Here is a 14313-nt window from a genome sequence, read left to right as displayed (position 1 = left end):
TCACTCCTCGCGCTCACCGAGCCTCCTCCGTTCGCGACTGCGGGGCTCGCAGACCCGGCTCACTCCTCGCGCTCACCGAACCTCCTCCGTTCGCGACTGCGGGGCTCGCAGACCCGGCTCACTCCTCGCGCTCACCTGGCACCTCCGGCGATGACCTCGATGGCCGCGCGGCGCTCCGGCCGCAGCGTGGCGGCGGCGGCCCGGACCTGTTCCTCGGTGACCTCGCCGACCAGCCGGGGCAGCTCGTTGAGCAGGCCCGGCTCGCCGCGCTGCTGCTCCAGCACCGCCATCCGGAGGGCCCGGCCGAGCACCGCGTCGGTCTCCCGCAGCAGGTGGGTCGCCATCCTGGCCTGGGTGCGGGCCAGCTCGCCGTCGGTCAGCCCGTCGGTGGCCAGCCGGTCCAGCTCCTCGTCGATGGTGCGCAGCACCTTGTCCACGTCGCCGCCCGGCGGCAGGTGCGCCTGGAGCAGCAGCGCGGTGGGGTCGCGCACGTCGAACGGGTCACCCATGAAGCCGAGGTAGCCACCGAGGCCGGTGACCGTGCGGTCCTGCTGGACCAGCCGCTCCACCAGCCGGGAGGCGTCACCGTCGGTGAGTACCTCGGCCAGCACCACGTACGGCAGGTAGGCGGTGAGGTCGCCGAGCGGGTCGGGCACCCGCCACGCCCCGGCCACCGCCGGCAGCGGCGCCAGCTTGTCGGTGTACGAGGTGCGCCGCTCGGCGGTCAGGTCGGGTTCGGCGAAGTCGGGGCGCTTCGGCGCGGGGCGGGCCGGCACATCGCCGAAGTGCCGCTCGATCAGCGTGGTGGCCTCGGCCACGTCGATGTCGCCGCTGACGGCGAGGACCGCGTTGCCGCTGGCGTAGTAGCGGCGGAAGAAGTCGGCGGCGTCGGCGACGGTGGCGGACTCCAGGTCGACGAAGGAGCCGTAGCCGTCGTGCGCGTTGGGGAAGGTGTCGAACATGACCGGCGGCAGGGTCAGCCAGGGGAACCCGCCGTACGGCCGGTTGAGCACGTTGACCCGGATCTCCTCCTTGACCACGTCGACCTGGTTGCGCAGGTTCTCCTCGGTCAGCCGGGGGCCGCGCATCCGGTCGGCCTCCAGGAACAGCGCCCGTTCCAGGGCGCTGCTCGGCAGCGTCTCGTAGTAGTCGGTGTAGTCGAGGTGGGTGGAGCCGTTGAAGGTGCCACCGGCGCCCTGCACGTGCCGGAAGTGGGCGAGCTTCTCCAGGTTCTCCGAGCCCTGGAACATCAGGTGTTCGAAGAGGTGGGCGAAGCCGGTGCGGCCCTCGGGCTCGGAGCGGATGCCGACGTCGTAGACGACCGCGACCCCGATGACCGGGGCGCTGCGGTCGGGGGTGAGCACCACTCGCAGGCCGTTGTCGAGGGTGAACCGTTCGACGGGGTATCTCGTAGCTGGGATTCTCGCTCTGCGCGTCGGCACGTGATCGACATTAGCGCGTCGGCACCGGCGGCACCGGCGTCCTCCGCGCAGCGACCGGCCGTGGTCACGCGCCCGGGTGCCGGGCGGCGGTGGCGGGGCTCACCCGGTCACCGACCGAGCCTTCCGCCGGGGTCCGACCGACGCCGCCATGCCTACCGTGCAGGTGGGAATTGCCGACATTCCCGGAACGCGCGTCCCGGATCGTGGATGGGTCTTGACGCAGCCCGAGCCCTGCCCCAGTCTTCCTACCAACTAAGTAGGAATACTGCGGATTGGATGGACGATGAGACGGCTCCCCTTCCGTCGGTCGGTCTCCCTCGTCACCCTCGCCGTCATCGGCGTGGCGGCGGCGGGGACGACCGCGGCGTGCGGCGACGAGGACCCCGGCGCCGGTGGCTCCGGCCCGGTCACCCTCCGCCTGGGCTACTTTCCGAACATCACCCACGCGCCGGCCGTGGTCGGCGTGGAGAAGGGCATCTTCACCGAGAAACTCGGCACCGGCGTCAAGCTGGACACCAAGACCTTCAACGCCGGCCCCGCCGCCATCGAGGCGATCTTCTCCGGTGCGCTCGACGCGACGTACATCGGCCCGAACCCGACCGTGAACGCCTTCTCCAAGTCCAAGGGCCAGGCGGTCCGGGTCGTCTCCGGCGCCGCCTCCGGCGGCGTGGCCCTCGTGGTCAAGCCCGAGATCACCTCGGTGGAGCAGCTGCGCGGCAGGAAGGTCGCCACCCCGCAGCTGGGCAACACCCAGGACGTGGCGCTGCGCCACTGGCTCCGGGAGAAGGGCCTGAAAACCACCAAGGAGGGGGGCGGCGACGTCAAGGTCGTGCCGCAGGAGAACTCCCAGACGGTGGAGACCTTCACCAGCGGCGCGATCGACGGCGCCTGGGTGCCCGAGCCGTTCGTCTCCCGGCTGGTCAACGCCGGCGGCAAGGTGCTGGTCGACGAGCGCGACCTCTGGCCGGACCGGAGGTTCGTCATCACCAACCTGATCGTCAGCACCCGGTTCCTCAGGGAACACCCCGAGGTGGTGAAGAAGCTGGTCGAGGGGCAGGTCGCCGCCAACGAGTTCGTCAACACCCGGCCGGACGAGTCCCAGCAGGCGATCTCCGACCACATCGCCAAGATCAGCGGGAAGCCGCTGGACGTGAAGCTGATCAAGCAGGCCTGGCCGACGCTGGAGTTCACCAACGACCCGATCGCGTCCTCGCTCAAGGCCGGGCTCGACCACGCGGTCACGGTCGAGCTGACCCAGCCGGTCAGCCTCGACGGCCTCTACGACCTGAGGTACCTCAACGAGGTGCTCAAGGGCCTGGGCAAGGGAGAGGTCGCCCAGCCATGACGTCGACCACGACGGCGCCGGCGAGCGCGACCACCGCGGTCGCGCTCTCCGGCGTGACCAAGGTGTACGGACGCGGGACGAACGCCGTCCTCGCCCTGGACGGGGTCAGCCTCGACGTCGCGCCGGGTGAGTTCGTCTGCCTGGTCGGCGCCTCCGGCTGCGGCAAGAGCACGCTGCTCAACCTGGTGGCCGGCCTGGACCGGGCGCAGGGCGGGACCATCTCGGTGGCCGACGACGCCAGGCCGGGGCTGATGTTCCAGGAGCCGGCGCTCTTCCCCTGGCTGACCGTGGAGGCCAACGTCGAGGTGCCGTTGAAGCTGCGCGGGGTGCCCCGGGCCGCCCGGCGGGACCGGGTGGCGGAGCTGCTGCGCACCGTCCACCTGGCGGAGTTCGGCCGTAAGCGCCCGCACGAGCTCTCCGGCGGCATGCGGCAGCGGGTCGCGCTGGCCCGCACCCTCGCCCTGGACACCCCGGTGCTGCTGATGGACGAGCCGTTCGGCGCGCTCGACGCGATGACCCGGGACATCCTCCACGACGAGTTGGAGCGGATCTGGTCCGAGCGGAAGCTCACCGTCCTCTTCGTCACCCACAACGTCCGCGAGGCGGCCCGGCTCGCCGACCGGATCATCCTGCTCAGCAGCCGGCCCGGCCGGATCATCTGGTCGAGTTCGGTGGACGTGCCCCGGCCCCGGCGCATCGACTCCCCCGAGATCGCCGCCATCGCGGCCGAGGTCACCGACCGGCTCCGTACGGAGGTGGGCCGCCATGGCCAGTGACACCCTCATCACCACCGCGCGCAGCGACGCCGAGATCAGCGGCCTGGACGCGCTGGAGATCGCCGGTCGGGAGAAGGAGACCTCCCGGGCGGCCCGGCTCTGGGCCGCCACCTGGCCGAAGGCGGCCGCGCTCGCGCTCGCCGTCGGCATCTGGCAGGGGACGTTCTGGCTGGAGTGGAAGGATCCGTGGGCGCTGCCCGCCCCCGGCACCGTCTTCGCCGATTTGTGGAACTACCTGTTCACCGCCGCGCTCTGGGACGGGCTGGCCACGACCGGACGGCGGGCCCTGATGGGCTTCGCCGTCGCCGTCGCGGTCGGCCTGGTGCTGGGTCTGGGGGTCGCCCGGGTCCGGGTGCTGCGGGCCGCGCTCGGGTCGATGATCACCGCCCTCCAGACCATGCCGTCGATCGCCTGGTTCCCGCTGGCCATCGTGCTCTTCCAGCTCAGCGAGGAGGCGATCTTCTTCGTCGTGGTGCTCGGCGCCGCCCCCTCCGTGGCCAACGGCGTGATCCACGGTGTGGACTACGTGCCGCCGCTGTTGATCCGGGCCGGCCGCAACCTCGGAGCCCGGGGGCTCAACCTCTACCGGTACGTCATCGCGCCCGCCGCGCTGCCGGCCATCGTCGCCGGGCTGAAGCAGGGCTGGGCGTTCGCCTGGCGCAGCCTGATGGCCGGTGAGCTGCTGGTCGTCATCGCCGAGAAGACCTCCATCGGGGCCCAGCTCACCTACGCCCGGGACTTCTCCGACTCACCCCGGCTGATGGCCATCATGATCGTCATCCTGGTGGTCGGCCTGCTGGTGGACGCGGCCTTCGGCGCCGCCGACAAGGCGATCCGTCGCCGCTGGGGCGTCCTCGACCAGGCCGGCGACTGACTCGTGTACGTCTCCGCACGCAGCGACTACGCACTCCGGGCAATGCTCGCCGTCGCCGCCGCCCGAACCGGCGGCGGCGGGCAGGCCGGCGGCGGGCTGGTCAAGGCGGCGAGCCTGGCCGCCGCGCAGGGCATCCCGCTCAGCTTCCTCCAGGGCATCCTGCTCGACCTGCGTCGGGCCGGGCTGCTGCACAGCCACCGGGGCACCGAGGGCGGGTACGCGCTGACCCGCCCCGCCGTGGAGATCACCGTCGGGGACGTGCTGCGCGCCGTCGGCGGCTCGCTGACCACGGTGCGGGGCCGGCCGGCGGAGGACGCCGGCTACCACAGGGTGGCCAGCGGGCTGGGCGAGGTGTGGTTGGCGGTGGCCGGCGCGATCGCGACGGTGGTCGACCGGACCACCCTGGCCGACCTGCTCGCCGAGGGCTCCGCGCCCGGGAGCCGGACCGACCGCCCGGTACGCCGCTGACCGGCCGCTCAGCCGGTGGAGACGTTGCCGGCGGCGGTGACCGCGCCGGCCGGCGCCTGCAGCTCGACCAGCCCGGCGGGTGCCACCGCGCCGGGCCCCGGGTGCCACGGAGCGAACGCCGCGACCATGGCGAGCAACAGGCCAGCGCCTGCCACCGCGAGCACCACCAGCAGCTCGCGCACCGCCCCCGAGCCGGCGTCGCCCGCCATGGTCACCCCTCCCGTGGCCGGCCGGTAGCGGCCGGATCTTCCCCCCGGGATCAGCTTCGACGAGGCGCACCGTGCGGAACAGTCACCGATCGGACCCAATCGGGCCTGTTTACCGACTCAACCAGCGCAACCACTACCAGGCGCGACACCCCGACCACACCCGGTCCACAGAGCAGAGAATCCTGGCGGGAACCGGCCCTCGAAAGGGTCGGTCCCCGCCAGGATCCGAGGTGTCGCGGAGCGTCAGGCGATACGCGGGCGGCGCGGGCGCCGGGAGCGGCCCGAGGTGCGGTGCGCGGCCCGGGTGCCCTCCCCGCCGCCACCGGTACGCACCCGCGCGGCCGGCGCCGGCTGCGGGGCGACGATGGTCACCGGCACCCCGGACGGCTCCCGGGCCCCGGTGACCCGGGCCAGCGCCTCGTCGCCGAGGCGTACCTGGGTGGACTGGGGCTTGATGCCGGCCACGCTCATCAGCCGGGAGACGTCCCGGCGCTGCTCGGGCAGGACCAGGGTGACCACGCTGCCGGACTCCCCCGCCCGGGCGGTACGACCGCCCCGGTGCAGGTAGTCCTTCGCCTCGGTCGGCGGGTCCACGTTGACCACCATGTCGAGACCGTCGACGTGGATGCCCCGGGCCGCCACGTCGGTCGCCACCAGGGCGGTGATCTGGCCGTTGCGGAACTGCTCCAGGATCCGGGTGCGCTGCGGCTGCGACTTGCCCCCGTGCAGGGCCGCGGCGCGTACCCCCTTGGAGAGCAGCTGGCGGGCCAGCCGGTCGGCGCGGTGCTTGGTCCCCATGAACAGGATGGTGCGGCCCTCGCGGGCGGCGATCTGGGTGAGCGCGGCGGGCTTGTCGACCGCGTCGACGTGCAGCACGTGGTGGGTCATCGCGGTCACCGTGGCGGTGCCCGGGTCGACCGAGTGCGAGACGGGGTTGGTCAGGAAGCGGCGGACCAGCCGGTCCACGCCGCCGTCCAGGGTGGCGGAGAAGAGCATCCGCTGGCCGTTCGGGTCGACCTGCTCCAGCAGCTTGGTGACCTGCGGCAGGAAGCCCATGTCGGCCATCTGGTCGGCCTCGTCGAGGACCGTGACGGCGACCTCACCGAGCCGGGCGTCACCGCGGTTGATCAGGTCGTGCAGCCGGCCGGGGGTGGCCACGACCACCTCGGCGCCGGCGCGCAGCGCGTCCGCCTGCCGCTGGAGCGACAGGCCGCCGACCACGGTGGCGCAGCGCAGCCCGAGCGCCCGGGCGTACGGGGCGAGGGCGGTGGTGACCTGCTGGGCCAGCTCCCGGGTCGGCACCAGCACCAGGGCCAGCGGGCGACCCGGCCGGGCCCGACGGCCGGCGGTGCGGGAGAGCAGCGGAAGCCCGAAGGCGAGGGTCTTACCGGAGCCGGTGCGGCCCCGACCGAGCACGTCCCGGCCGGCGAGCGAGTCCGGCAGGGTCGCCGCCTGGATCGGGAACGGCTCGGAGATGCCCTGCGCCGCCAGCTCGGCGACCAGCTCGGCAGCCAGGCCGGTGGCGGCGAAGGTGGGAATGGTCATGGTCATGCGGAATGCCTTCCTCGACGCGGCACGTGTCGAGGGAGGGCGCCTCAAGGGCGCTGTCACCGGAGGACTCGTCCACCGGGACTCACAAGCACGAACCGAAAGGGTACGGGCCGGTCCGCCGCAGCGCGCCGCCCCGCCGGAGCGAGGGGTGGCGCGGCGGACCGGTCCCGTTCACCACACCGGAGGGTGTGATGGATGGTGCAGGGTGATCCGAAGATCAGAGCGGGCGGATGTTCTCCGCCTGCGGGCCCTTCTGGCCCTGGGTGACCTCGAACTCGACCCGCTGGTTCTCGTCCAGGCTCCGGTAGCCGGAGGACTGGATCGCCGAGAAGTGGGCGAAGACGTCAGCGCCGCCGCCGTCCGGGGTGATGAAGCCGAAGCCCTTGTCAGCGTTGAACCACTTCACGGTGCCAATAGCCATGTGTTTCGTCTCCTTGACGGAACGTCGAACCCGCACCTGTTGCGGGCTCGAAGAGGAGCGCTCCGCGCGGGCATGCGCGAATCGCTTGTCGCTTCTGGTCGCCCCGCCCGGAGAACTCCGGACACAACAAAGAGCGCCTGGGGCCACAATTCCCGCCAGGCGCACACAGAGTCTCTGGTAACCAAAACTGCAACAAGACCAACCTACCACGGATTGGCCGTCGCGCCACCCCCATCCGGGATTTCCGGTACTCCGGCGATGAGCGCGGTGAGCCCGTCGGCGTCCAGCAGGTCCGCCGGGCGGACCGTGACGCCCTCCCGGACGTAGTGGAACGCGGCGCCCACCCGGTCGACCGTCACCCCGGCCAGCTCCGCCCACGCCAGCCGGTAGACCGCGAGCTGCACCGCCGCCACCTCCGCCTCCCGCCCGGTGGGCCGGCGGCCGGTCTTCCAGTCCACCACGTCCCACCCGCCGCCGGGGCGGGCGAAGACGGCGTCCATCCGGCCCCGCACCACCACGCCGGCGATCACTGTGGCGAAGGGCACCTCCACCTCCACCGGCACCCGCTCGGCCCACTCGCTGGCCAGGAAGCGCTCCTGGAGTTCGGTGAGCGCCTCGTCTCCGGCGGCGTCCGCGTCCGCCGCACCCGGCAGTTCGTCCACGTCGAGCAGCCGGTCGGCGCCGAAGCGCTGCTCCAGCCAGGTGTGGAAGGCGGTGCCCCGGCGGGCGTACGGGTTGGGTTCGGTGGGCATGGGCCGGCGCAGCGCCCGGGCCAGTGCCTCCGGGTCACGACGCAGCGCGACCAGTTGGGTCACCGACAGGTGCCCGGGCAGGGCCACCTCGACCGCCTCGGCCCGCCGCAGCAGCTCGGCCCGCTCGGCGAGGAGCAGGTCGGCCTCCTGCCGCCAGCGGACCACCTCCGGGTCGTCGGCGAGCGGATCGACCGCGCCGTCACCGTCCGAACCGGCCGGTGACGGTGCTGCGACGTCCTGCCCGTCGGCGAGGAAGCGGCGGACCAACGCGGCGGCCTCGGCCAGCGCCGGCCGGCGTACGCCCAGCGGGTCCGCCGGCCACTCGGCGCGCAGCACCACCTCCGCGGTCGGGTTGACCGCGTCGCCGGGCGGCTCCGGCGCCCACTGGTCGACCAGGTGCCCGGCCGCGCCGTCCAGGCAGGCGTCGTGCACCTCGCGCAGGAGGACCGACGGCCCACGGAACCGCTTCGTCCCCTCCCCCCACCAGTAGCCGGAGCAGAGCAGCAGCCGCCGGGGCCGGGTCACCGCCACGTACGCCAGCCGGCGCTCCTCCCGCTCGTCGTGCGCCCGCCAGGCGTCGGTGAACTCCGACACCGCCCGGGCCACCCCGCGCTGGTCCTCCGCCTCGGCCAGGCCCAGCTCGGGCAGGCCGTCGGCGTCGCCGCGCAGCGGGAACGGCAGCACGCCGAGCCCGCCCAGCCAGTGGTCGGAGTTGCGCACCGGCCCCGGCCAGACGCCGCGGGTCAGTCCGGCGACGGCCACCACGTCCCATTCCAGGCCCTTCGCGGCGTGCGCGGTGAGCACCTGGACCGCGCCCTCGACCACCTCCACCTCGCCGGGGCTCAGGCCGCGCTCCTCGTCCTCGGCGGCGGCCAGGAAGGCCAGGAAGCCGGCGAGGGTGGCCCCCGGGGTCTCCCCGCTGAACCGGGCCGCCACATCGCCGAGGGCGTCCAGGTGGCCGCGGGCGAGCCCGGCGTCGCCGGTGCCGTCCCGGCCGGCCCGCACCGCCACCTCCACGTCCAGGCCGATGGTCCGCTCGATGTCCGCGATCAGCTCCGGCAGCGTCTGGTCCAGCCGGTAGCGCAGCAGCGCCAGCTCCATCGCGTACGACCGCAGTCGCGCGTAACCCTGGTCGGAGTACGCCTGCGCCGGCCCGAGGTCGGCCAGCGCCTCCACCAGCGTCGCCTCGTCCAGGGCGTCCACGACGATCTCCGACCCGTCGTCGCCGGTGAGCTGCCGCCGCGCCCTGGCGATGGCCCGGGCCCGGCGGTGCAGCGCCACCAGGTCACGCGGGCCGATCCGCCAGCGCGCCCCGGTGAGCAGCCGCAGCAGCGCCGCTCCGTCGGTCGGGTCGGCGAGCACCCGCAGCGTGCAGACCACGTCCCGGACCTCGGGGGTGTCCAGCAGGCCGCCCAGGCCGACCACCTCGACCGGCAGGCCCCGGGCGCGCAGCGCCGCCTCGATCGCGGGGATCTGGCTGCGCAGCCGGACCAGGACGGCGGTGGTGGGACGGGACGGCACGGGGATGTGCTCGGGCAGCGCGCCGGGCATCCGGGCCGCACCCCGCCAGGCGGCCAGCACGCTGTCGGCGATCCACTCCGCCTCGTCGGCGTAGGTGTGCAGCAGCGCGCAGTGCACGGTGCCGGCGGCGTGGCCGCCGGGGCTGCGGTGCGGGATCGGGTCCCGGACGCTCATCGCCGCGTGCAGCTCGGGCACCCGGGCGCCGGCGGCGCGCAGCGGCAGGGAGAGCGCGTTGGCCACGCCGAGGATCTCCGGGCGGTTGCGCCAGCTGGTGGTCAGGCTGAGCACCTCGGCCGGGGTGCCGTCGGCCCGGGCGAAGTCGGTGGGGAACCGCTCCAGCGTGCCGGCGCTGGCGCCGCGCCAGCCGTAGATCGACTGGCAGGGGTCGCCGACGGCGGTCACCGGGTGGCCGCCGCCGAAGAGCGCGTTGAGCAGCACCACCTGGGCGTGGCTGGTGTCCTGGTACTCGTCGAGCAGCACCACCCGGAAGCGGTCCCGCTCGATGACGCCCACCCCGGGGTGGTCGCGGGCCACCCGGGCCGCGCGGGCGAGCTGGTCGGCGAAGTCCATCGCCTCGAAGTCGTCCTTGCGCCGGGTGTACGCCCGCACCAGCGGCAGCAGCTTCAGCCGGGTCTGCTGGACGGCGAGGGCCTTACGCACGTCGGCGTAGATCCGGCCGGGGCGGGACTGCACGTCGGCGAAGAACCGGCCGGTCCACGCGGCGAGGACGTCCGGGTCGACCAGGTGCTCGTCCAGCTCACCGGCGAGGGCGAGCACGGCGTCGGTGACCGTGCTGGGCATCCGGTCGACCTCGGACATGTCGCCGTCGTAGTTGCGCACCAGCAGGTCGACCAGCTGCCAGCGGGACGCCTCGGTGAGCAGCCGGGTGGTCGGCTCGTACCCGGCGCGCAGGCCGTGCTCGGTGACGATCCGGCCGGCGTACGAGTGGTAGGTGGAGACGGTGGGCTCGCCGGCCAACGGGTCGTCCAGCGGGTCGCGCCCACGCCGACCCAGCCGCCGCACCAGCTGGTCGAGCCGGGTACGGACCCGGTGCGCCAGCTCGCCGGCCGCCTTGCGGGTGAAGGTGAGGCCGAGGATCTGCTCCGGCCGGACGTACGAGTTGGCGACCAGCCAGACCACCCGGGCGGCCATCGTCTCGGTCTTGCCCGAGCCGGCGCCCGCCACCACCAGCAGCGGCTCCACCGGGGCGGCGATGATCGCCGCCTGTTCCCGGGTCGGCGCGGGCAGCTTGAGCAGCTTGGCCAGCTCCACCGGGGTGTAGCGGGGGCCGGCGTCGGCGGACCGGGGCGCCGGGGCGGCGGTGCTGAAGAGGGTCGGCTGGGTCACTGGGGCATCTCGGCGCTCACGGGCCCTCCGGGGGACGGGTGGCTGGCGGCTCGACGACCTGACGCCCCTGCCCGGAGACCGGGCAGCTGGTACGCACCGGGCAGACCCGGCACTTGGAGTTGGCGACCGCGGCGAAGGTGGCGGCGGCCATCGTATCGGCGGTGCGCCGGACCAGGGCGGTGGCCCAGCCCGCCTCGGGGCCCTCCCCCGCGGCGGCCTGGGCCTGCTCCTTGGCGTCCCTGGCCCCGGTGCCGAGCTGCACCAGCGCCGCGCCGCCGGAGGACTCGCCGTACTCGGCGAACGCGCCCGCCTCCACCGCCGCCTGGTACGCCCCGAGCTGCGGATGCTCGGCCACCTCCCGCTCGGTGACCGCGGTGGACTTGCCGGTCTTGAGGTCGATCACCACGAGCCGGCCGTCGGCGTCGACCTCCAGCCGGTCCACCCGGCCGGTCAGCTCGATCGGCCGCTGCGGGTCGTCGAGGCGGACGGCGAACTCGTGCTCGATGGCGAGCAGCCGGCGCGGGTTGCCGGCGAGCCAGCGCAGCAGCTTGTCCACCATCGCCTCGGCGCGGGTCCGCTCCGGGCCCACCATCCAGCGGGCGGCCAGCTCGATCGCGTCGAACCGGGCGGCCACGTACTCCAGCAGCGCGGTGCGGTCGGCGCTGGCGTCCTCGGCGAGCATCGCCGCGGCGTGCACCAGGTTGCCGACGCCCTGCGCGGCGCTGGCCGGTCCGCTGCCGCCGTGCCGTTCCAGCAGCCAGCGCAGGCTGCACCGCAGCGCGCTCTCCATCGCCGACGGGGTGACCCGCACCGGATCGCCCTCGTCGACCAGCGGCCGGTCGTCGGAGAGGGGACGCAACCCCCACCAGTCGTCGGGGTGCGCGCCGGGGATGCCGGCGGCGGCGAGGCGGGCCAGCTCGGCCGCCGCCGCGCGCCGCCGGGCGTGCGACGCCGCCGGGTCGGTGACCGCGGTACGCAGCTCCGCCACCAGCGCGGAGAGGGTGAGCGCGCGGGGCGGGCGCCCCACCGGCAGCTCCCCCGGCCGGTGGGGCTCGGCGTCGTCCACGGCCGGCGTGACGTCGGCGGACCGGTCTCCCGCCGGGCCGGTCGGGGTGGCGTCGTCGCCCGGTCGCTCCGGTGGCGGACCCGACGGCGTCGGGTCGGGGGCGGGGCCGCCCGCCCCGGTCGCGGGCGGCTCGGTGACGCCCAGCTCGTGCAGGAAGCGGCTGGGCTGCTCCTCGTGGTCGTCGCCACCCACCGCGGCCGAGGCCACCGCGGTGACCAGCAGCCGGCGCCGGGCCCGGGTGACGGCGACGTGGAAGAGCCGGCGCTCCTCGTCGAGCAGGGCGGAGGTCTGCCCGACCAGGCTGGCCCGGACGCCGGCGCCCTCGGCCCGGCCGGCGAGCACGTCGACCAGCCGCTCGGAGCCGAGCAGGCTGCCGCGCAGCCGCAGGTCCGGCCAGACGCCCTCCTGGACACCGGCGACCGCGACCAGGTCCCATTCCAGGCCCTTGGCGGCGTGCGCGGTGAGCAGCCGGACCGCGTCGCCCCGGTCGGCGCTGGCGGCCAGGGTGTCGGCCGGCAGGTCCTGGCCGAGCACGTGGTCGAGGAAGACCTCGGTCCGCGCGCCGGGCAGCCGGTCGGTGAAGCGGGCCGCCGCGTCGAAGAGCACCAGCACCGCGTCGAGGTCGCGGTCGGCGGCCTCGGCCCGCCAGCGCTGCGCCGTCTCGTGCTCGCCGGTGGCGGCCCGGCCCCGGTTGATGGCACCCGACCAGCGCTCGGCGAGCCCGCTGGCCCGCCACACCGCCCAGAGCACGTCCTCGGCGGTGGCCCCGGGGGCGGCCGCCGCGTCCCGGGCGGTGGCGAGCAGCTCGGCGACCGTACGGGCCGGCTCCACCCAGCGCCGGTCGATCCCGGCCAGCTCGGCGGGGTCGCGCAGCGCCTCGACGATCAGCTCCCCGGAGGGCCGGCGATCGCCCCCGGCCAGCGCGAGCGCACGCAACCCCTGGCGCAGCCGCCGCTCGGCCAGCGGGTCGGCGCCGCCCAGCGGCGAGTGCAGCAGCGCGACGGCCGACTCCTCGTCCAGCCGCTCCGGCTCCAGTGCGCAGCGCAGCAGGAGCAGCAGCGGCGCCACCGCCGGCTGGAGGTGCAGCGGCAGGTCCTCGCCGTGCACCACGGTCGGCACCCCGGCGGTGTGCAGGGCACGCCGCAGCGACGGCAGGTGCAGGCTGGTCGAGCGGACCAGCACCGCCATCTCCGACCAGGGCACCCCGTCGAGCAGGTGCGCGGAGCGCAGCGCGTGGGCCAGCCAGGCGGCCTCGCTGGTGCCGGAGCGGAAGGTCCGGACCTCGACCGAGCCGGGCGGCGCGTCCGGCAGTGGACGCAGTCGCCGGTGGGTGGCTGGACCGCGCAGCTTGCGGGCCAGCCGCCCGGTCGCGCCGAGCAGCCCCGCCCCGGCCCGGTACGAGGTGGTGAGCACCACCTGCGCCGCGGGCGCCCCGGAGGCCGTCCGGAAGCGGTGCGGGAAGGCGCCCACCAGGCTCGGGTCGGCGCCGCGGAAGGCGTACGTGGAGGAGTCGGGGTCGGCAAAGGCGACCAGGGACCGGCCCCCGCCGGCGATCACGGCCAGCAGATCCTGCTGGGCCGGGTCGGTGTCGGCCAGCTCGTCGACGTAGACGTGGGCGAACCGCCGGCGCTCGGCCTCCAGCAGCTCGGGGTCGTCGCGCAGCATGCCGGTGGCGGCCCGGACCAGCTCCGCCGGGTCGTAGGCGACGGAGCCGCGGTTGCTGACGTCGCGGAGCGCGAGGACGGCGACGTACTCGCGGAGGAAGCGGGCGGCGGCCGGCCAGTCGGCGCGGCCGAGCCGCTCGCCCAGCCGGGCCAGCTCGACCGGGCCCACCCCGCGTTCGGCGGCCCGCATCAGCAGGTCCCGCAGCTGCGCGGCGAAGGCCCGGGTACGCAGGGCGGGGCGGAGGTCCTCGGGCCAGCCGACGGGGTCGTCGCCGGGCTCCTCGCCCACCACCTCCAGCAGCTCGCGGATGATCAGATCCTGCTCGGGGCCGGTGAGCAGCCGGGGTGACGGTTCGCCCCGTTCGGCGGCGGCCCGGCGGAGCAGGCCGAAGGCGTACGCGGGGAAGGTCCGCACCAGCGGCTCGCGGACCACCCGGTGCCCGGCACCGGCGATCCGCGCCTCGATCCGGTGGCGCAGGTCGGTGGCGCCGCGGCGGCCGAAGGTGAGCACCAGCACGCGTTCCGGGTCGACGCCCTCGGCCACCCGGGCGGCGACCGCCTCGATGAGGGTGCTGGTCTTGCCGGTGCCCGGACCGCCGAGGACCAGCATCGGCCCGTCGGTGTGGGCGACGACCTCCGCCTGGAGCGGGTCGGCCAACCGGCCGTCCGGGTACGCGGCAGCGCCCGCCGGCCCCCCGGACCGCGGCTCCCCCTCGGTGCGCGCACCCGAACCGCCGTCCCGCTGGCTCGGCCCGCCCGGCCGACCGTCCCCCCGAACGGTCGCGGCGGACCGCCCGTCGTCGCGGGCCGGTCCGGCAGGCCGGCGCACCAGCCGGTACCCCTGCACCCCCTCATCCCACCACGCCGGTACGACACC

Annotated in this window: 10 protein-coding genes; 4 read left to right on the top strand and 6 right to left on the bottom strand. The window is 74.9% G+C overall.

Features of this window, described 5'->3' with window-relative positions:
- Positions 1–131: 131 nt before the first annotated feature.
- Positions 132–1442, bottom strand: coding sequence for a M16 family metallopeptidase (locus V6U79_RS13800; protein WP_334614873.1), 1311 nt, complete (start codon positions 1440–1442; stop codon positions 132–134).
- A gap of 283 nt (positions 1443–1725) precedes the next feature.
- On the opposite strand from V6U79_RS13800, the gene V6U79_RS13795 reads away from it, so the two are divergent.
- From V6U79_RS13795 to V6U79_RS13780, 4 genes are read left to right on the top strand one after another with little or no spacing between them, the layout of a single operon-like run.
- On the top strand, positions 1726–2787 hold the full coding sequence (locus V6U79_RS13795; protein WP_334614872.1) for an ABC transporter substrate-binding protein: 1062 nt from the start codon (positions 1726–1728) through the stop codon (positions 2785–2787).
- A complete protein-coding gene (locus V6U79_RS13790) occupies positions 2784–3563 on the top strand; it encodes an ABC transporter ATP-binding protein (protein WP_334614871.1) in 780 nt (259 codons plus the stop codon). Before V6U79_RS13795 ends, V6U79_RS13790 begins: the two co-directional genes overlap by 4 nt.
- Positions 3553–4437 carry an ABC transporter permease gene (locus V6U79_RS13785; protein WP_334614870.1) on the top strand — a complete coding sequence of 295 codons (885 nt, stop codon included), beginning with the start codon at positions 3553–3555 and terminating at the stop codon, positions 4435–4437. Before V6U79_RS13790 ends, V6U79_RS13785 begins: the two co-directional genes overlap by 11 nt.
- A 3-nt stretch (positions 4438–4440) precedes the next feature.
- A complete protein-coding gene (locus tag V6U79_RS13780; protein ID WP_334614869.1) occupies positions 4441–4905 on the top strand; it encodes an RrF2 family transcriptional regulator in 465 nt (154 codons plus the stop codon).
- 8 nt (positions 4906–4913) lie between these two features.
- On the opposite strand, the gene V6U79_RS13775 is transcribed toward V6U79_RS13780, so the two are convergent.
- The 5 genes from V6U79_RS13775 to V6U79_RS13755 all read right to left on the bottom strand — a co-directional run bounded on the left by V6U79_RS13775 (position 4914) and on the right by V6U79_RS13755 (position 14283).
- Positions 4914–5114: a hypothetical protein gene (locus tag V6U79_RS13775; RefSeq protein WP_334524521.1), complete on the bottom strand. Its 201-nt coding sequence runs from the start codon at positions 5112–5114 to the stop codon at positions 4914–4916.
- Positions 5115–5357: 243 nt separating this feature from the next.
- Positions 5358–6665 carry a DEAD/DEAH box helicase gene (locus V6U79_RS13770; RefSeq protein WP_334614868.1) on the bottom strand — a complete coding sequence of 436 codons (1308 nt, stop codon included), beginning with the start codon at positions 6663–6665 and terminating at the stop codon, positions 5358–5360.
- A gap of 217 nt (positions 6666–6882) precedes the next feature.
- Entirely contained in the window at positions 6883–7086 is a 204-nt protein-coding gene (cspE, locus tag V6U79_RS13765) for a transcription antiterminator/RNA stability regulator CspE (protein ID WP_007464836.1), read from the bottom strand.
- 203 nt (positions 7087–7289) lie between these two features.
- Positions 7290–10706: an ATP-dependent helicase gene (locus V6U79_RS13760; protein WP_334614867.1), complete on the bottom strand. Its 3417-nt coding sequence runs from the start codon at positions 10704–10706 to the stop codon at positions 7290–7292.
- A gap of 16 nt (positions 10707–10722) precedes the next feature.
- Positions 10723–14283, bottom strand: a complete 3561-nt coding sequence (locus tag V6U79_RS13755; protein WP_334614866.1) for an ATP-dependent helicase — start codon at positions 14281–14283, stop codon at positions 10723–10725.
- Positions 14284–14313 lie beyond the last annotated feature (30 nt).

Origin of the sequence: Micromonospora psammae, assembly GCF_036902725.1 — a bacterium.
Classification (GTDB): domain Bacteria; phylum Actinomycetota; class Actinomycetes; order Mycobacteriales; family Micromonosporaceae; genus Micromonospora.
This window is presented reverse-complemented; position numbering and strand designations above follow the sequence as displayed.